Origin of the sequence: Limosilactobacillus caccae (assembly GCF_900156885.1) — a bacterium.
GTDB classification, from domain to species: Bacteria; Bacillota; Bacilli; order Lactobacillales; family Lactobacillaceae; genus Limosilactobacillus; species Limosilactobacillus caccae.
In genome coordinates, this window is record NZ_FTOY01000008.1 from 221,376 (window position 1) to 241,563 (window position 20,188).

The 20,188-nt window shown below is 46.5% G+C and carries 14 protein-coding genes; 11 read left to right on the forward strand and 3 right to left on the reverse strand.

All coding sequences use genetic code 11. The features are described 5' to 3' along the window. Window positions 1–11: 11 nt before the first annotated feature. The 3 genes from CZ502_RS02100 to CZ502_RS02110 form a co-directional block, all read right to left on the reverse strand. Window positions 12–2,906: a YfhO family protein gene (locus CZ502_RS02100; RefSeq protein ID WP_076459455.1), complete on the reverse strand. Its 2,895-nt coding sequence runs from the start codon at window positions 2,904–2,906 to the stop codon at window positions 12–14. Window positions 2,907–3,071: 165 nt separating this feature from the next. Further along, window positions 3,072–3,677, reverse strand: coding sequence for an RNA polymerase sigma factor (locus tag CZ502_RS02105; protein ID WP_076459456.1), 606 nt, complete (start codon window positions 3,675–3,677; stop codon window positions 3,072–3,074). 344 nt (window positions 3,678–4,021) lie between these two features. Further along, window positions 4,022–4,405 carry a PaaI family thioesterase gene (locus CZ502_RS02110; protein ID WP_076459457.1) on the reverse strand — a complete coding sequence of 128 codons (384 nt, stop codon included), beginning with the start codon at window positions 4,403–4,405 and terminating at the stop codon, window positions 4,022–4,024. Window positions 4,406–4,441: 36 nt separating this feature from the next. On the opposite strand from CZ502_RS02110, the gene menB reads away from it, so the two are divergent. The 11 genes from menB to uxaC all read left to right on the forward strand — a co-directional run bounded on the left by menB (window position 4,442) and on the right by uxaC (window position 20,144). Continuing rightward, window positions 4,442–5,263 (forward strand): 1,4-dihydroxy-2-naphthoyl-CoA synthase, encoded by an 822-nt coding sequence (gene menB, locus CZ502_RS02115; protein ID WP_076459458.1) that lies wholly within the window; start codon window positions 4,442–4,444, stop codon window positions 5,261–5,263. A 12-nt stretch (window positions 5,264–5,275) separates the two neighbouring features. Continuing rightward, complete coding sequence (locus tag CZ502_RS02120; protein ID WP_076459459.1) at window positions 5,276–6,691, forward strand: o-succinylbenzoate--CoA ligase; 1,416 nt, start codon at window positions 5,276–5,278, stop codon at window positions 6,689–6,691. Window positions 6,692–6,728: 37 nt separating this feature from the next. Then, a complete protein-coding gene (locus CZ502_RS02125; protein ID WP_076459460.1) occupies window positions 6,729–7,913 on the forward strand; it encodes an MFS transporter in 1,185 nt (394 codons plus the stop codon). 285 nt (window positions 7,914–8,198) lie between these two features. Then, complete coding sequence (locus CZ502_RS02130) at window positions 8,199–11,912, forward strand: SEC10/PgrA surface exclusion domain-containing protein (protein WP_159434547.1); 3,714 nt, start codon at window positions 8,199–8,201, stop codon at window positions 11,910–11,912. Window positions 11,913–11,986: 74 nt separating this feature from the next. Further along, window positions 11,987–12,643 carry a Dph6-related ATP pyrophosphatase gene (locus tag CZ502_RS02135; RefSeq protein ID WP_076459462.1) on the forward strand — a complete coding sequence of 219 codons (657 nt, stop codon included), beginning with the start codon at window positions 11,987–11,989 and terminating at the stop codon, window positions 12,641–12,643. An 87-nt stretch (window positions 12,644–12,730) separates the two neighbouring features. Then, window positions 12,731–13,669 (forward strand): pyrimidine-specific ribonucleoside hydrolase RihA, encoded by a 939-nt coding sequence (gene rihA, locus CZ502_RS02140; protein WP_076459499.1) that lies wholly within the window; start codon window positions 12,731–12,733, stop codon window positions 13,667–13,669. A 208-nt stretch (window positions 13,670–13,877) separates the two neighbouring features. Next, on the forward strand, window positions 13,878–14,891 hold the full coding sequence (locus tag CZ502_RS02145) for a LacI family DNA-binding transcriptional regulator (protein ID WP_076459463.1): 1,014 nt from the start codon (window positions 13,878–13,880) through the stop codon (window positions 14,889–14,891). Window positions 14,892–15,046: 155 nt separating this feature from the next. Beyond that, the gene (gene kduI / locus CZ502_RS02150; RefSeq protein ID WP_076459464.1) at window positions 15,047–15,895 is read left to right on the forward strand and encodes a 5-dehydro-4-deoxy-D-glucuronate isomerase; all 849 of its coding nucleotides are present in this window, start codon (window positions 15,047–15,049) and stop codon (window positions 15,893–15,895) included. A gap of 137 nt (window positions 15,896–16,032) precedes the next feature. After that, window positions 16,033–16,791: an IclR family transcriptional regulator gene (locus CZ502_RS02155; protein WP_076459465.1), complete on the forward strand. Its 759-nt coding sequence runs from the start codon at window positions 16,033–16,035 to the stop codon at window positions 16,789–16,791. Window positions 16,792–17,174: 383 nt separating this feature from the next. Continuing rightward, on the forward strand, window positions 17,175–18,647 hold the full coding sequence (locus tag CZ502_RS02160; protein ID WP_083673303.1) for a glycoside-pentoside-hexuronide (GPH):cation symporter: 1,473 nt from the start codon (window positions 17,175–17,177) through the stop codon (window positions 18,645–18,647). 27 nt (window positions 18,648–18,674) lie between these two features. After that, on the forward strand, window positions 18,675–20,144 hold the full coding sequence (gene uxaC, locus CZ502_RS02165; RefSeq protein WP_076459466.1) for a glucuronate isomerase: 1,470 nt from the start codon (window positions 18,675–18,677) through the stop codon (window positions 20,142–20,144). Window positions 20,145–20,188 lie beyond the last annotated feature (44 nt).

Sequence of the window (20,188 nt, forward strand, 5' to 3'; positions counted from 1 at the left end):
GCTTCCTAACACTATTTATTGCGGTGTGACCGCTGAAGGTAAATGCTAATACCGGCCGCGACTGCCGTCCAGCAAAGGCCGAACAGGCTAACCAGCGCCCCCGCTTTTAACCCCGGCAAATGGTAGGTAAGGGTCAACTTATGCTGACCGGCAGGGAGAAAGACCCCGACAAAGGCCTGGTTGGTCCGCAATGTCGGCACCGTCTTGCCATTAACGCTCGCAACCCATCCCCGTGAATATGGGATTGACGAGGTTAAAATTCCCGGGCGATTAGTTGTAATCTGCCCGCTAACTTGGTTATCCCGTAGGTGGAGCTTTTTCAGCCGGTTTTTCTGCAGTTGCTTAACCTCTTGATAATAGGAGTTATCCAGCTTTTCCGCAACCACCCGGTACTTCAGCTGGTAAGTCCCCAGCTTGCTTGGTTGGAAGCGGAGAGAAGTCGGCAGCTTGCCATCGTAGTAACCGATGTTAAGCGTTGAATCCTTGACAAACTTGAAGAGTGAGAGGGTGCTCTGCCGGGCCTGGTCGACCGTGGCTGTCCCAAACTTACTGCCGACATTTAGCTTAAAACTGATATCCGGCGACCCGTTGAGGACGTGATAGCGCCAGTAACGGTACTGGTTAAAGCGGTGGTTGACGACACTACCAGGGTTAAGTGCCATCTCCTTTAGGTGAGCCTGCTCGTAAGCAATCTGCTGCTTCATCGTGAAGGGAGTGTACTTGATCTGGGAAAATTCAATGTGTAGCTCACTGCCACGGAGCTTCTTTTGCACGGCCTTCTTTTGCAGCTCTGGTAGCTGGATGCGGTAATACGCCGTACTGTCGGTATGGCGCAGCTTGGCAGGGTTGACCGTGGTGAGGCGGTTAGAAACGAGGGTGCTCTTCAGTGGGTATACCTTGGTATCAAGCTTGGCCGCCCGCATCCCCTTAGGTCGTGCTGAATCGACAAGCACCCCCGCTGCCAGGGCCCGTTCCTTTTCTGTTGGTGACAACTTTTGGTAGGCCCGCTGGGGGATATACGTATCTTGCCAGTAGAGGAGGGGGAAGGCATAGTTTGTCTTATAGCGCAGCGTCTGCGTCGGAATAAAGTCTTCCGGCTTCTGCGGATTACTTGGCTGCCCCTGGTCGTAGTTGATGACCGGGTCGGTGGCCTGGTCAAGGAAGTAGCCCGCCGGAATCTTATTCGCATTCGCTCCGTTGCTCTGGACGAAGAGGTACTTGACCCCGAAGAAGTTGTTCATTACTGTCCGGTCGTCCGCCTGGCGGATGGGGATATTCGCCTGGTACTGGTTGTTTTGCAGGCTGGTGTTAAACTGGCCGAGGTATTTATTTTGCAGCGAATAATAAGAATCAATATTATGTAAACCAGACGTGAGGTCGTTGTCGAGTTTTGGACCGTCGATGATTTGGTTTTGGCTAATTGTCGAGACCCGGTAGAAAGACTGGCGGTCAAGCCCCTTGTCGAGACCCCCGTAACGGTTGGCGGCAATGCTTTGGTACTGGCCCTTGCTCAGCATGTTACTGCTGAAGTCACCGTTATAGGGGAAAGCGGCATAGATAGCGTTAAAGCCGGCGTTAAGCATGACGATTGTTAATAGCCACCGGTCGGGCAGCTTCACCTTGTGGAAGTTGATCAACCACAGGGCCATCAGTGACAGGATTAAGAAGATGACCGGCATGAAGATGTCATCCTTGCCTTCAAAGAAGAAGGTGGCAATCAAGACCAGCAGGTAAACTGCGGTCGCCCAGGTGAGGATCATCAGCTGGTGGTGGTTAAGGGTCGGGGCATCCTGGACGAGGATACAGATTGCCGTTGCTAGTGGTAAGTAAATAAGCAAGGTCCAGCGGTTGGAGGCGGACATCATCCCGTTGAAGAAGGCACCGACAGCGGGGATGAGCAGCATCACTAGGGCAAGGGCAAGGCTGATTGTCAGCAGGGGGTACTTCTTTGCTTGGGAGTAGAGGTAAACGAGGGCGATGAAGCCGATTGAAACGATCCCCAAGGCTGACCAAAACATGAAGTACCACTGTCCCCCGTTGATCAATTGCTTGGGTAAAAAGAGGTAGTAGTAGAGGGGGTAGGTCTTCAAACCGTTGGCAAACAGTGAGCCAGTCCGGGTTGAATTTGTGACAGCCATTAATTCGGGGATGATTAGGATGGCGGACAATAGGAGGCTAGTGACAGTGGCAAATGCTAATTTTAGTAGTGTTCGCCCATAGTCAAGCTGCTGGCGGTAGTGGGTGAGGACCCGTAAGACGAGGTAGGCAAATGAGCCGATTCCCAGCACGTAGGCTAGGTAGTAGTTGCTGATGAGCATCCAGGTGAAGGCCCCCGCCAGTGGCCATGCCGAGCCATTTTTCAAGATCCGCTCAAGCTGGACGACGATGAGCGGGAAGATAATAAACGGGGTGGTGAAGAAGGGCTGGGCAATACAGGCGTAAAGTAAAAATGAGTTTACCAAGTAGGCGGTCGCCCCGACCAGGATTACGTGGTCGCGGAAGTTAAAGTGCTGGGCAAAGTAAACAAAGGCTAAGCCGACACAATACATCCGGACGACGTTGATGACCTGGTAGGCCAGGGTGATCTTTGCGGCAGGAAAGAGGAGGGCCAGGTAGGCAAAGACGTCCCCAATCGTGTAGTAGGAATATACCTGGAAGGTGTCACTACCGAGGCCCATCTGCCAGGACCAGAAATTAAAGTGCCCGGGATGGTGGAAAAATTCCACCAGTGCAGCCCGGTACTTGGCGAGTAGGGGCAGGTGCTGGTTTAGGGCATCTTTGCTGAGAATAAAGGAATTGCCAAATACTAAGTAGGTCCCGAAGATACAGGCGGCGAGGAAGATAAATACCAGGCTGTATTCCAGGTACAGTTTTTTAACGTTGCGTTTGCCAAATGAAAAATCCATAGTCGACTCCTTAAAATAAAAAAGTACATCTTTTTTATTTTAGCAAATAATGGCTGGGGGGAGCAGGCGCAAATAAAAAAGCCGGGATGATTTCTCCGGCTTTTGCGTTAAGCTTAATTTTATTAAATAATTGCGAGAATCTTACAAGTAATAATCAGCGCCGACTTAGTAGTCATGTGCTAACACTGCCAACATCTTCTCCCGGCAACGGTGGACGGCACTTTGGATGCTCCGTTTCGAGCAGTTGAGACGGGTGGCGGCTTCACTAATCGAATAACCCTGGTGAAGGTAGCTGAGAACCTGGCACTCAAACGGTGAGCACTTGTGAAGCAGGGTTTCGACACTTTGATGGCAGTAGACGATTTCGTCTGGCTCGCCGCGCAAAGAATCGATGAAAGATTCAGCAAAGGTGGTATCCATCGGCATCACCTGGTGGGCGGGGATACGTTTGCTGGCGAGAGTCTGCCGGCGGATATCACGGATCCGGTTGGTCAGACACTGCTTGAAAAAGCCAGAAAACATCTGTGGGCACTGGTCCTGGTATAGGGCCAAGACGTCGATCAAGACCACTTGCGCGTCTTGTTCCCAGTCAGCGAGTTCGTAGCCAGCAATAAAATGCTTTTGCCAGATCCGCCGAACAAGGGGGCGGTAACGGTGAAACAGTTCCGCAAACGCACTATTATTGCCTGCCTGGGCATCCTTGATCAGGGTGACGTATTGCTCCTCGTTTTCTTTAATTACATTGAATAAATCTTTTGTGTTGAAGCGCACTGGAAAATGCTCTCCTTTATAACCTTATTTACGCGATAAGACTTCCCATCATCACGGATGCTATTATTTAACCTCCCAAATAGCAAGATGACGACCTGTTCAACAGGGGTTCATCCCTGCTGTTAGGCAAGCGAAAACGGTTTCGTGTTTTAGCAACCAGTTCGTCCCGCGCAGGTCATAATTTATCAAATGTCTTATATTGCAACAACGAGAAAGCGGATACATTATGAACGACCGATCGAACGCTAACATAAGCAGGACGGTAGGCGCGGCCCCAATAAGAAAATTTATAATGTTTGCCCAGAATAAAAAAGATCAATTAATAAAATAGTGAAAGGCCTTAATCACTTGCTAGCTGGGCGCGGGCGGTTAGCGAGGGTGACGATACTGGTACTGGTTAGCCGCTTTTGGTTGTATAGCTTGACTAACCATGTTTGGAGGGTTCGCCCTTGCTTGAGGGGGGTGGCGACCGCTTTAATTTTATCATTTGATACCGGTAACAAATGATCTGTGGTAATATTGACGCCGAGGGCAATCTGTGCTTGATTTTGTTCAGCGAGCCACTTGTTTGCGCCCAGCGAAGCCGCTGTTTCTGCAAGGGTTGCATTAATGCCGCCGTGGACGACGCCATACGGTTGCATTAACTTGTCAGTGACTTCAACGGTAACAATTGCTTCGGTGGCACTGACGGATTGGGGATGGATTCCTAGATTTTCTAACAGGTTCATTTTATAAGACCTCACTTACAAAGGAGACGATGTAACATGACAACAGTCGATTGGCAACCAGTAAAGGATTACTCAGAGATCATCTTTGAGCGGGCCGGTAAGATCGCAAAGATTACGATGAACCGGCCGGAAAAGATGAACGCCTTTACCCCGGTTACGATTCAAGAAATGATCGACGCGTTTAACATTTGTCGTGATGATAGCACAATTGGGGTAATTATCCTAACTGGCGCTGGCGACAAGGCTTTCTCATCCGGTGGTGACCAGGGGGTTCGTGGCAACGGTGGTTATGTTGGGCCCGACCACATCGCCCGGCTAAACGTCTTGGACCTTCAGCACCTCATTAGAATCATCCCGAAGCCCGTCATTGCGATGGTTAAGGGCTGGTCAGTTGGGGGCGGAAATATCCTCCAGTTAGTCTGCGACCTGACGATTGCGGCGGATAATGCTAAGTTTGGCCAAACTGGACCAAAAGTCGGCAGTTTCGATGCCGGTTACGGCTCCGGCTACCTTGCCCGGGTGATCGGTCACAAGCGGGCCAAGGAAGTATGGTTCTTAAACCACTTCTACAGCGCGGAAGAAGCCTACCAGATGAACTGGATCAATAAGGTAGTTCCGTTAGACCAGGTTGAATCCGTCACCCTTGACTGGTGCAACGAAATCTTGAAGAAGTCCCCGACGGCGCTGCGCTTCATCAAGGCAGCGATGAACGCCGATACGGATGGTTTGGCCGGCCTGCAACAATTAGGCGGGGATGCCACAATGCTATTTTACACGACTGATGAAGGAAAGGAAGGGCGTGACGCATTCAACGAGAAGCGAGACCCTGACTTTGACCAATTCCCAAAGTTCCCATAGAAGGCGTCAACGATGGAAACACAAAATTGGTTATTAAAACAGGCCGCTACCCAGCCGAAGAAGGTGGCGGTCGATGACGGCAACCAGCAGTTGACATTTTGTCAGCTAAAGGCGATTGTCGAGGACTTTGCCTCCCGGTTGGACCAGCTCCACCCCGGAGAAAAAGTCGGCCTTCTTGCCAATAACGACTTGCAGAGCTACGAAATTGCCTTAGCAGTCCTGGCGAGTGGGCGGACGATTGTTTGGTTAAACTGGCGGTTAGCCGATGAAGAATTGCAGAGGCAAATGAAGGACAGTGACCTAGCTGTTTGTCTCGTTGACGACCCCCTGTGGCGGGAAACAATGGACGAACGTTTTGTCAGTTACACTGATTTTCTTGCCTTATCCCAGGGAAGCAGGCCGCTTGTGGCAACCTTTGATTATGACCGGGTCGCCAGCATCATGTATACCTCGGGCACGACGGGGAATCCGAAGGGTGTTTTGCAGACCTTTGGCAACCACTTTTACTCGGCGGTTTCGTCCGCCCTCAACCTGGGTTTAACCAGCAGTGATGAGTGGTTATGCGTCGCCCCCATTTTTCACATCAGCGGTTTTTCCATCATCATGCGGGGACTTATCTACGGGATGACGGTGCGGATCGTTGATAAATTCCGGGTCGAAAACGTTGCTGCAATCCTGGCTGCTGAGCCGGTGACGATCATGTCGGTCGTACCATTCATGCTCAAAAAGCTAGTTGCCGAACAAGAGGCTACTGGTCGCCGCTATAACGCGGGCTTCCGTTGCATGCTTCTTGGTGGTGGAACGATCGACCGACCAACGCTAGTCAAGTGCCAGCAGATGGCAATCCCGGTCGTCCAGTGTTACGGGATGACCGAGACTTGTTCGCAGATTGTTGCGCTCCGGGCTAGTGACGCCTTGGCAAAACTTGGGTCAGTCGGCCAGCCCCTGTTTACCACCCAATTGAAGCTGTCGGCTAAGGGGGAGATTCTATTGAAGACCCCGGCCCTGACCCCTGGTTATTTAAACTTACCGGATAAGCTGCCGGCTAAGATGGTCGATGGCTGGTATAAGACAGGCGATGTTGGTCACCTCGACCACGATGGCTACCTTTATATTGATGGCCGCCTTGACGAGATGCTGATTTCCGGCGGGGAGAACATCTTCCCCCAAGAAGTTGAGCAGGTCTACCTTGAGTATCCTGGGATTAAGGAGCTAGCGGTGGTGGCAAAGGCTGATCCTGAGTGGGGACAGGTCCCAGTCGCCTTTGTTGTGGCTGACCAGCGAGTAGCTGACCAGCAACTGATTGAATTTGGCTACCAGCACCTTGCCCATTACAAGGTGCCTCGCCAGTACATTTATGTTGACCACTTGCCAAAGAACGCGAGTGGCAAAGTCCAACGGTTTTTATTACGACAGAAATTATCCTAATTACAAAATTTATACTATTGAGGAGTAAACCTAAATTATGGAAAACTATGACAACCATTCAGTAGCAAAACGGTGGGGATCGTTCGTGCTGCTGTACCTGGGCTACATGCTATTATTTGCTGACCGGACGGTAATGAACATTTCCCTTGCTTATATCGGCAAGGACTTTCACGTCGGGGCAGCCGCGCTTGGAACGACTGCCAGTGCCTTTTTCCTGGGCTACACGCTGATGCAGATTCCCGGCGGGTACCTAACGGATAAGTTTGGTAGTAAGTATTTAATTATTATTTCCCTCTTTGCTTGGTCGCTGATGACGATGGTAACAGGGTGGGCCTGGTCACTGGCCGCCTTGATCGTGATCCGTTTTCTCTTCGGGATTGCGGAAGGACCATACCCGTCGGCAGCCCTGAAGCGGATTTCCGAAAACTATGACAAGAGTGAAAAGTCGCAAGCAACCTCGGCCTTGATTTCGTCAAACTACGCGGGGGCTGCAGTGGCGCCACTGATCATCGTGCCAATCATTGCTAGCAGTGGCTGGCGGAACGCCTTTGTCTGGCTCGGCATCGGTGGCCTGGTCGTAATGGTCGCCTACTACCTGGTCGAACGGCCGATCAAGAACGAAAAGGCCGCTGGACAGGCGCGGCAAAAGATTGAATGGAAGAACATTGACTCCCGCGTCTGGGTCTTTGTTGTTATCGGGATGGCCCTTAACATCATCACCAAGGGGCTGGAAACCTGGATGCCCGTTTACTTCCTCCAGGAACAGGGAATCAACCTGAAGAACCTTGCCTGGTTAGTGCCACTGCCAGTAATCTCTGGTGGGATCGCCGCCTTTGTCTCCGGCTTCATCATGGTACACCTCTTTAAGAAGCGCGAACGGTGGATGATCATTATTGCCTCACTGTTGACACTGGTCTTCATGTTTGGCCTGTTTAAGTCGTCATCATTGACCGCCGTGGTTATCTTTGACGTCTTGATTTACTTTGTAAAGTCCCTGGCATTTACTGGGATCTTTAGTTTTACCGCCCAGATCTTAAGCGAAAAGTCATACGGCTCATCGATTGGGATCGTCAACTTCGGTGGTCAGCTAGGGGGCTTCATCGGTCCACTGTTGATTGGGTGGATCGTCCAGCTCGCTGGTTCATACTCCGCCGCCTTCCTAGGCCTGGTAATCAGTGCATTACTAGCAGTAATTGCCTGCCTCTTTATTCGGAAGGGCTAAGCAAGTTTTACTGATCGAAAAATGAATAACTATCTCAAGCAGCTTGTACCAGAATATTGGTATGAGTTGCTTTTTTATTACTGTGGGGGAAAGGTGATGCGGATTTACAAGCACAATTAGCAATTTTAACACCGCACAAATTTGGTTAATTTATCGGGTGTAATTTTCAGAGTTAGGTTTATTTTTCAGCGACGGTTAATTATTTTTAAAAGCGCTTTAAAAAATCTAATGGGAAGGGTTATAATGGGCGCGTTAATAGAATTAAAACTATTGGGGGAATTACAATTGAATAGTAAAAAGTTAGTAACTACCGCAACCATGGCGGCTGCAGCTGTTGCCGGTGTTTCTGTTGCCACTAATGCACAAGCGGACGCAACACCAGCAAATGACGAAAGTATTCAACAAAATGCACAGAGTTCTCGTCAAGCAGCAATCAGTCAAGCAGAAGCAGGGGTGAAAGATGCACAGGCTGCCCTAGATAGTGCGAATGCAGGACTTGCTACAGCACAAACTAACTCAAACAACGCTGATACTCAGTTGAAGAGCGCTGGCAAGGCAGTTGACGACCAGCAAGCAGTTGTTAACAAGGTACAAGCGACGGTCACGTCCGCAAGTGCGGCTAATAGTGATGCACAAAAGGCCGTAGACGAGGCAAATAAGGATGCAGCGTCAGCTACGCCAGAGAATATCGCAAAGGCACAACAAGATATTCAAAAGCAAACTGAGTTGGTTAAGGGAAACCAGGATAAGTTAACCAAGGCTCAAGCGGATGCGGATGCTTTTGCGAAAAACACTGTTAATTCAGCGCAAGAAAATGTAAATGTCGCAACTACTAAGCGTGATGCCCAACAAGCAGCTGTTGACCAGGCTAAGACTAACGTTAAAAACGTGACTGATATTCTTAATAATAGTGCACAAGCCAAAGATAAGGCGCAAAATGATTTGAATGCTGCTAATGCTAAGGTTAAGACTGATAGCAACGCTGTTAGTGCTAAGCAAGAAGACGTAAATAACGCTACTACGGCTAAGGAGGGTGCGGATGCTGCTTTAGCTAAGGCTAAGGATGCTGAAAAGACTGCACAACAAGCCAAGGACGCTAAGCAGAAAGTAGCCGATGAAGCTAAAGCTGCCTTAGATGTTGCCAATGCAGCGGTTAAGGATGCTCAAGCTAAAGTTGATGCCATTAATGATAAATTAGCTAACTTTAATACGATTACTTTACCTAGTGGCTATAAAGAAGCGATGAAAGAATATATCACCAATGGAGATAATTCTGCTGAGATAACTGAGTTAGGTAAAGATGGCAAAAAAAATAATAGTTATAAATCTAATAAAGAAGATCAGAAGATTAGCGTTGATTACAATAATTTAACTGAAAAGCAACGGACAGAGTTGTCCATTTTTGCTACTGGTTTAGTAAATCAGATTCAAGCTCAAATGGGTACACCAAAGACAAAGGTTTCAGCTAAATCAGTAGAATTTGCTAATAAGGTTGTTGATGAAGCTTATAATAAGCCTTCGTGGGATGCGTTTGGACCTCATATGAATGACGGAAAGAGCCATAATAATAGTGGACTACAAAAGGTTTCAGATGAAATGGGATCAGAAACTAAGCTAGAAAATATGAGTACTTCTATCCACAATTATACTTTTGATAATGGGAATATTGTATCGGGTAAAGTTGCACCACAAACGATGGATTCATTAAAGAACGCCCTTTATAATGACATTATCAACATGATGTTTGATGACGCTGGTTCAAGATGGGGGCATGCATTAACATTCATTAACTTTGGTGATGCCTGGAGAAGTCAATCAATTGATAATGAGGTTATGGGTGTTGCTTTCGATAAATATGGCTATTCACACTTTGATTTCGCGGAAGCTACTGAAACTAATGGCTTTGGTGATAATGAATTTCCTATTTTGCCTAATGATGATTCAGAAAATAAATTGTCTATAGCAAATAATGAATTGCAATCTGCAAAAACAGACCAAGCCACTAAACAAAAAGCAAATGATGATGCTCAAGATGCTTTGGGTGATATGCTTCAAGTCCTGGCTGCTGCCCAAAAGGATATTAAGGCCAAGACGACCAATGCTCAAACCGCTACTGATAGTTTAACTAAAGCTCAAAATGACTTGGCCAGCTTACAAACCCAATTACAAGCAGATCAAGTTGCTCAAAAGAAAGCTCAAGCTGGTTTAGATTCATTTACTGCTGATGTGGAGACTAAGCGAGCTAACCTGCAAAAAGCTAACGACCAACTTAAAGCTGAAGAAGGTAAGTTAGACACTACCCAAGCTAACCTGGAAACTGCTAACAAGGTTTTGAAAAATGCTCAGGATTCCTTGAAACAAAAGAAACAAGCTGTTGAAAATAATAAGGCAACGCTTAAAGCGAATAATGATAAGTTAGCTTTATTAAAGAATAAGCTTAACAGTTTACAAAATGCTCAGAAGGTGTTAGCTGCTGCTCAACAAACTGTTAAAAAGACGCAGAAGACGTTAGATGCTGCTCAACAAGAGCTAGCAAAGCAGCAAAAGCACCTTGCGGAACTTAAAGCAACCCACTCACAACGGCAAAAAGATGTCGATGCCGCAAAGGCTGCCGTTGCCAAAGCAACTGAAGACGTCAATGATGCCAAGAAGGCATTGCAAGAAGCAAAGGATGCCTTAGTCGAAGCCCAAAAGACTGATGCCGACAGGTACGGTAGTCTGGTTAAGATTGAACCCGTTACAGTGGTTGTTGGTCAAGAAATTCCGGACCCAGTAATTGCTAATGACGGAATCGTTGTAAGCACGCCAGCAGTGCAATCATTTATGTTAATGTCATTACCAGTGGTTACGCCGCAAGCCGCTGGGCAGTTACCAGATGGAACTAATGCAGAATGGGCTGATCGTGAAAAGGTCGAGCGTGATGCCAAAACAGTTGGTAGTTACGATGAAGACGTATTAGTTACATTCCCAGATAAGTCGACGTACAAGGTTAAGGGCGTCCACCTAATTGTTAATCCGGTAACGAAGCCAGGTGACAACAAGCCAACAGGGGATAAGACCCCAGCAGGAGAACCAGGCACGACGCCAACGCCAGGGAAGGATGATACGTCAACAAAGACGCCATCTCAACAACCTGGAAAAGGCGAAGATAAGGGTTCAGCAAATCAACCAGGCAAGGACGAAGGCACGTCAACCACCCCATCAAATGGGACGGAAACACCAAGCAATACGCCAGACCACAATGATGGTAATTCGGCTAAGCCAGATGACAACAAGTCAGCCGGAGATAAGACTCCAACAGGAGAACCAAGCACGACGCCAACGCCAGGAAAGGATGACACGCCAACAAAGACGCCATCCGAACAACCTGGAAAAGACGGCGACGATAAGAGCTCAACCAATCAACCTGGTAAGGACAATGGCACAGTAACCACGCCAAGCAAGGACACGACGCCAGGTACCGAAGCACCTTCTCAACAACCTACCAACGATGGTAACAATGGGTCAGCAAGTCAACCTGGAAACGATGCAAATGGTTCCACTAACATGGCCTCAACTGAACAACCAGCGCCGACTAACCACGGAACTGGTGCAACAACTACTGCACCGGCAGATAGCAAGCCAGCTCCTTCGGTAAATAAGGATACTGGTTCTTCAGCTAAGACGACCGCTCCATCAATGAGTAAGGGACAAGCAGGAATTGACCATTCACAGATGCCTAATGATGATGAAACGCAAAATATTAGCAACGAACCTGCTGCTAATAAGCAGGGCGCTGCAGTCGCTAATGCCAACATGGCCAAGAGCGCTTCAGCAGTCCAAACGTCAATCACAAGCGCAAATGCAATGCCAACGCGGGAACAATCCCAAGCTAGCCAGCAGAACAAACAGTTACCACAAACTGGTAATTCGCGTTCTAGCATCTTAACACTAGCAGGAATTGGTCTCGCCGCTGCAGCAAGCCTGTTTGGTTTAAGCTTAAAGAAGCGGGAAAACTAGTTTGACGACAAAAAGCTACCGGCAATCACGCCGCTAGCTTTTTTGTTAGAATGAAAGAAAGGTGGGGATGGAAAATGAAGTTTGCAATGGCCTATAGCTGTGGGAAGGATAGTACGCTTGCGCTGCATAAGATGATTGCGCAGGGGCATACCCCGGTCGCATTGATCGTGATGATTAATCAGCAAGTGGGTCGTTCTTACTTTCACGGTGCTGATGACCAACTACTGGCAGCATATTCTAGCGCCCTGGAGATTCCGCTGATCCGCTGCCAAACGGACGGGACTGACTACGCTGTCGCATTTGAGCGGGGACTTGCTCAAGCCAAGGCAAAAGGGGCAGTGGCCGCCTGTTTCGGTGACATCGATCTTCAACAAAATCGCCAGTGGGAAGAGGAACGTTGCGAACATCGCGGGCTGGCGGCAGTTTTCCCCTTGTGGCATTGTGACCGCAGGCAAAACGTTTATGACCTCCTAGCTCACGGCTATAAGTGCCTGATCAAAAGCGCTAATACTAACTTATTGCCCAAAACAATTGCCGGAAAAAGCCTGGATGAAGCGACAATTGCGGTGATGAAGAAGGCCAATATTGATATTTGCGGTGAAAATGGTGAGTACCATACCCTCGTCATTGACGGGCCGATTTTTCGACGGCCGCTCGGGGTCCAGGTCGGCCAAACTATGCAGTTTGGTGATTATGCGACTGCCGAGATTAGCTTGGCGGATTTTAAGTGAATATTAACGAAGAGCGGCTATCTTTAGTCGCCCTTTTTGCTATAATATAATTACGATGAAAGCGCTACGACAGAAAGGACGCATATGATGACAAAAAAGATTATTTTCGACTGTGACCCTGGTCATGACGATGCCTTAGCATTAACCTTGGCGATTGCTTCACCCAAGCTTGACGTCTTGGCAGTAACGACCTCTGCAGGTAACCAAACACCTGATAAGACGTTAAACAACGCGATGCGGATGCTTACTCTGCTTCATCGCGAAGATATTCCCGTTGCCCAGGGGAACCTGACACCGTTGGTAAAGCCTCTAGAGACAGCGCCCGAAGTACACGGGGAGACTGGCCTTGATGGCGCCGACCTGCCAGACCCTGACTTTGCGGTCCAGGATGTTCCAGCGATTGACCTGATCGCCGCCACCCTCCGCAAGTGTGATGAAAAGGTCACCTTAGTAGTTACTGGCCCGATGACCAACGCTGCCTTGTTCCTGCGGGTATATCCAGACTTGGCAAAAGAAAAGATTGACCAAATTGTCTACATGGGTGGGGCAATGGGCCTTGGTAACTGGCGGCCATCCGTTGAGTTTAACATTTTCGTTGATCCGGAGGCGGCTAAGATTGTGATGAACTTTGGCATCCCATTAGTAATGGCCCCGTTAAACGTCACGCACAAGGCGCAGATAATGAAGGATGAGATTAAGCAGATCGGTGAGATTGATAACCCGGTTGGTCATGCCTTTTATGGCCTGTTAAACTTCTTCGAGCAGTACCACGAAAATCCAAAGTGGGGATTCACCGGCGCGCCGCTACATGACCCTTGCGCGATTGCCTGGCTGATTGACCCAACGATGTTTACGACCGAGAAAATGAATGTTGATGTCGAGACCCAGGGTGATTTGACCCGCGGCGAAACCGTTTGTGACTACTACGAACTGACTGGCAAGCCAAAGAACACGGAAGTCATGCTGGACATCGACCGGGAGAAGTTCATTAAGCTGATCATGGATTCAATTAAGAGCTTTTCATAACTAATCGCGAGGCCGGAACTAATCGCCGGCCTCAATTTTTAAAAACTTATGTTCACGTTAAAATCAAAAAGAGATAAAGTATCCACAATTACCTTCTGGCGCTGAGTTTAATAATTGACATGGCGCGTCATTTTCTTTATGATAAGGATAACTATTAAGCTGATATAAATATTTTGATATATTTAAGGCAACGAAAGAAGGAAGACTCTTGGAGGAAGAGAAGGTTACAATCAAAACAATTGCCAAGATTGCAAATGTTTCACACACGACTGTTTCGCGGGCCTTAAATGATAGCCCCCTAGTCAAGGAGGAGACAAAGAAGAAGATCCGCGAATTAGCGGCGAAGATGAATTATACGCCTAACTTAAACGCGAAGGCACTGGTTGAGCAGAAGTCGTTTATCATCGTTGTTTACTTCACGGATATGGCCGATGGGACCTCACCAAGTTTCATGTCGGCAGTGATCCACCAGATCAAGGACCAGTTGCCGAAGGGGTACGAGATCGCGGTTGATAGTTTCGCTAGTCTGCGGCGGGCAAAGCAAAGTATTAACTTACGTTTCGACGGGGCCCTAGTAGTGAGCCAGTCGGCCAGTGATGATGAGTACATTGAGCAGTTGGCGGAGACTGGCAAGCCGGTGGTGGTATTAAATCGGAAGATCGACCGTGACGATTTATATAACTATTCATCAGACGATTACGCGGGAACGACGAGCGCGCTGAATTACTTGTTGCGGATGGGACACCGGGATATCGCAATGATTGCTGGACGGAAGGACTTTGCCTCGGCGAAGCTGCGTTGCCAGGCGTTCTATGATGTGCTGAAAGCAAACGACATTGCAGTACGTCAGGATTGGATGCTGCAGGGAAATTACAGCATTGATTCTGGCTACAAGGCGATGGAGGATATCCTCAACGCGGGCGATTTACCCTCGTGCGTGTTTGCGGCCAATGACGATATGGCGATGGGCGCAATTCGGGCCTGTGAAGACTACGGCTTTAAGGTTCCGGAAGATATTTCATTTATCGGCTTCGATGACAACGCCTATTCGCAGTATTACAATCCGCGGATTACGACGATTAAGAAGCCGACAAGTGAGATTACCCATTATGGGATTGGTGTCTTGAAGGCCTTAATTGATAATAAGCAGCCAGAGCTACCACGATTTGAAAACTTGAAGCCAGCGTTGGTCGTCCGTGACTCAGTAAAAAAATTAAAATAGTTAAATGATTTTAGCAGGGCTAGTTAAGAGATGGACTGGCCTTTTCTATTTACCAATAAGAAAAATGAAAACCTTTTCAATGTGTTGGTGATGATGTATAATTGCCGTGAAAAGCGAAATGTGATTTCTTTATTGGTAACAAAGGAGCTGCTAAGATGAGTTTTAAGATGGTAACGCGTTATGCACACAGTCCTAAGGATATTCAACATTATGATACTGATGAGCTACGTCAGGAATTTTTAATGGATAAGATTTTTTCACTAGGCGATATTCTTTTGACGTATACCTATAATGATCGGATGATCTTCGGTGGGGTTACACCAAAAGCCGGGGAACCATTAGAAATTAAGCTTGATAAGGAATTAGGGGTAGACTTTTTCCTCCAACGTCGTGAATTAGGGTTCATTAATATCGGTGGTTCTGGATCAGTTACGATTGACGGCAAGAAGGACACGATCGTTACTCATGATGGCTACTACATTGGAATGGGTGCTAAGCATGTTGTGTTTGAATCAGATGATTCAGACAATCCTGCAAAGTTCTACGTTGTTTCTACACCTGCTCACAAGACATATCCAAATAAGAAGTTGCCATTCAAGGATGCAATTGCAATGCCAATGGGTGACCAAAAGAACATGAATAAGCGGACGATCTACAAGTACATCGACGCTTCTAGCATGGACACCTGTCAATTACAAATGGGTTACACTGTGCTTGAACCTGGTAATTCATGGAACACGATGCCTTGTCATACCCATGCACGGCGGATGGAAACTTACATGTACTGTGAATTTGGTGCCGATGACACACGGGTATTCCACTTCATGGGCAAGCCTGACGAGAGCAAGCACATTGTAATGGAACCAGAACAAGCCGTTGTTAACCCTAGCTGGTCAATTCACTGTGGGGTTGGGACCACTAATTACGCCTTTATTTGGGCAATGTGTGGTGAAAACCAAACTTACGATGACATGGACATGGTTGATATGCATGATTTGAAGTAGTAAAAAATAAAAGCAATCGTTTGATAGGATAACGTAATTCGCTCCTTCTTGGGAATTATGTTATCCTATCTTTTTAAGTTGATTATCATCTTAGATAGGTTGATAATTAAAGTAATAAGCTAAATTAGGTGAAAAACATGGAAAACAAATTATACGGGACGGTTTTGCTCAAAGCCAAGCAAATCCTCGACTATATTGCACGCACCAAGGACGGTGTGACCCTCAATGATTTGAGCAAGAATTTGGACATCTCAAAGCCAACCATCTATAAGATTTTAAAAACGCTAGAATTTTGTGGTTATGTCCGGGTTGTTTTTGTCGGCGAAGAAAAATTCTACCACCTAGGTACAATTTTTCTCCAGTATGCCCAGTCGGTTAACGACTCAATTAACATTGTTGAAATTGCTAATCCTTTCCTCAAGAAATTGCGGGATGAAACCGCAGAGACTGTTAACTTAGGGATTGAAGAAGATAACAGTATTGTTTTACTTTCAAAAATGGAAAGTACACATAGTATTAAGTTGGTTTCTGTGGTTGGTGGGAAGATGCACATGTTCTCCTCATCAATGGGAAAGGCTATTTTAGCAACATATTCGCAAGAACAGCTAGACGAGTACTTAGCAACGGTTGAATTTCAAAAAATGACGGAAAATACCATTACTAATAAGAAGGACTTAGTTGCTGACCTAGAAAAGACACGGGCACAGGGATTTTCAATTGATAATGTGGAAAACCAACCTGGAGTATACTGCTTAGGTTTTACGTTAACCGCAAACGGAAAGGTGTACGGGGCTTTTAGTATTAGTACTCCTGAATTTAGGATGAACGCGGAAAAACGGGATCAGTTTATTGCATTAGGCAAACAAATTCAACAGGAAATAGAACAGCACTTATAAAAAAAGCGGAGGGAAACCTGCGCTTTTTATAATTACCGTGAAAACGATCACAATAATAAATCAAGCCTTAAATGCTCTTAAATTGCGATAATATACACTTTAGGAATCACATATTCATATACGATGAGAATATTTTCAATATCATTTGTGAATATGTTATTTTTTTCACAAAAATTGTTAACGTTTTCAGTGAAATGTGCTAATATGGAAACTGTTGAAGGGATCGCTTATGTACTAACCGTTCAATAGGCGCACTTCCTTAATAGTTGTTTTGTTTCTTTTGGTTTTTGTTTTTTATATTGTTTACATGCGGACAAGGGCAATTATATTTTATTTTTTTGCTAGTAATTGTTCACGTGTGTTTTTAAAGGAGGGCTTACCTTATGAGTGATCATGATAGCGCTGCTACTGCTACGACGGCAGTGCAGAGTAACGAGGGTAAGAAAGTAGATAATTATAATAAGCAAATTCCTACTCACCAGAAAATTTTCTATGGATTCGGTGATTTCGGGAATGGGTTTATGTTTGACCTTGGTCAGGCCTATCTGACTAAGTTCTGGATTGATGCTGCCGGCATTGGGGCCGGGGCTGTTGCCGGGATTTTCGCCTTTACGAAGATCTTTGATGCATTCATGGATCCAATCGCTGGTTCTTATGTTGATGGACGGAAGAATATCGGGAAACGAGGAAAGTTCCGTCCGGTAATGATGATTTCTGCTATTATTTTGGGGATTATGACCGTCATTACCTTTACCATGCCGATGGGCTTGACTACTACCCAGAAGATTATCTACGCTTATGCAGTTTACATGATCTGGGGTGTTGTTTATTCATTTACTAATGACCCGTATGGATCGCTAGCGTCGGTTATGTCGCGGAACCCGCAAGACCGGAGTTTCATGGCGACGACGCGGCAAGTTGGTTCTGTTGGTGCCCAGTTTATCGCTGGGGTTGCCTTTATTCCACTGATGGAATTAGTCGGCGGTGGAATGAGTAGCAAGGACCAACTTCATGGTTACTTCTTCGCTGCATCTGTCTTTGCAATTATTGGGATTGCGATGTTTGCCGTTTGTTACTTCGGGACAAAGGAAAACGTTAAGGTTCACCGTGACCAAAATGCTAAGCGTGAAGGTTTTAAGGATTACATTAAAGTTATCTTCACCAATGGTCCTTTGGGTGCCTTGATTTTGATGACCTTGTTTACTATTTCTGCAATGAACACCAACAACCAAATGATGGTCTTCTATGCACAATACAACTTAGGTAACATTGGTCTTCAGCCAGTTATCAACGCTGTTATGATGGGTTGCTCAATTGTTGGTGTGTTCATGATTCCTACACTGACTAAGCACTTCGGCCAAAAGCGGACTGCAATGTGGTCATTTGTTGTCGGTGCAATTGCTAACATCTTGAACTTCTTCTTGCCAACTAACGTAATTACTTTTATCGTTTTAGTTACGATTGGTTACACCGCCTTAGCTATTCCAAATGGGATCACTTGGGCCATGGTTTCTAACGCCATCGATTATGGTGAATGGCACACGGGAATGCGGAAGGAAGGTATTACTTACGCCGCCTTCAACTTCTCACGGAAGATTGCGCAGTCAATCGCTGCCTTAGTCAGTGCCGGTGTTCTTGCCGTTACTGGTTACGTTGCTAACGCACAACAATCAGCTAAGACCCTTCAAGGGATAAAGGCTGCGATGACCCTTTACCCTGGTTTCTGCTTAATTATGGCCGCTATTATCATTGGTTTCTTATACAAGATCAGTGATGACAAGTTCAAGCAAATTGCTACTGACCTTGATAATGGTAAGTGGGAACACGGTGTTATCGGTGACGAAGATGTTAAGTAATTTGAATCTTGCTTAGGAGGATTTATTATGACTTTATTAGATAAGAACTTTTTGCTGACGAATGAATGGGCGAAGAAGTTATTCTTTGACTATGCTAAGGACATGCCAATCATTGACTTCCACTGTCACCTTAATCCAGAAGAAATTTATGAAAACAAGAATTACGAAAATATCACGCGGGTATGGATTAACGAAGACCACTATGGTGACCACTACAAGTGGCGTTTAATGCGGGCTAATGGTGTTCCCGAAGAATTAATCACTGGTGACGGTGACGATTATGAAAAGTTCCTTGCCTGGGCTGGTACGATTGAAAAGGCCGTTGGGAACCCGGTTTATGAATGGACACACCTTGAATTACGGCGTTTCTTTGGCATTGATGAACCGTTGACTCGCAAGAATGCGCCCGAAGTTTGGAAGAAGGCAAATGCCCTTTTACAAACTGAAGACTTCAAGCCACGCAACTTGATCAAGCTTTCTAACGTTAAGGCTGTCTGCACCACGGATGATCCTGCATCAGACCTTCATTACCACAAGCTATTAAAGAAGGAAGAAAAGGAAAACGGCTTCCGGACACTGCCTGCAATGCGGCCGGATAACTTAATTCAAATTAATAAGCCAACATTTGCAGAATACATTAAGCAATTAAGCGACGTTTCTGGCGTTGAAATTAACTCCTTCCGTGATTTGATTAAGGCAATGGATCAACGTTTCCAATACTTCAATGACATGGGCGGTCGTCTTTCAGACCACTCTCTCTTGACTTACCACTTTGCTGAAGCCACTGATGATGAACTTGATGCGATCATGAAGAAGGCAGAAGCTAACGAGGAAGTTACCGGGATTGAATACGACAAGTGGTTGACGATGTTCCTTGAAGAAATGATGAAGTTGAACACCAAGTACAACTGGACAATGCAGTTCCACATTAACTCTATTCGTGACCTTAACCACCCAATGTTCAAGCAACTTGGTCAAGATACTGGTTACGATGCAATGGGGACTCAACCAGATATTGTGGCCCAAATGCAACAACTCTACTCTAAGATGCGGGATACCAATGATATTCCAAAGACCATCTTCTACTCACTTAATCCAAATGACTGGATGCAGTTAGTAACCTTGATGGGTTGCTTCCTTGAAGGTGGCAAGCAACGGATGCAATTAGGTGCTGCATGGTGGTTCAACGACACTGCCGAAGGGATGACTACCCAATTACGTGACTTTGCACAACAAAGTCTGCTGCCAAACTTTGTCGGAATGCTGACTGACTCACGGAGCTTCTTGTCATACCCACGTCACGAATACTTCCGGCGGGTACTTTGCAACTTCTTCGGTAACCTGGTTGAACAAGGACGGGCACCAGAAGACGAAGAATACCTTGGTAAGATTATTCAAGACATTGCTTACAACAATGCTTACGAATACTTCGGCTTCTTTGGTGATGCTAAGCCAGAAGAATTGTTTGAAAAGCATGACAATCCTTTCCAATACTAATTGAATAGGATCAGAGGTTGGGATTTCCCCAGCCTTTTTTGTTA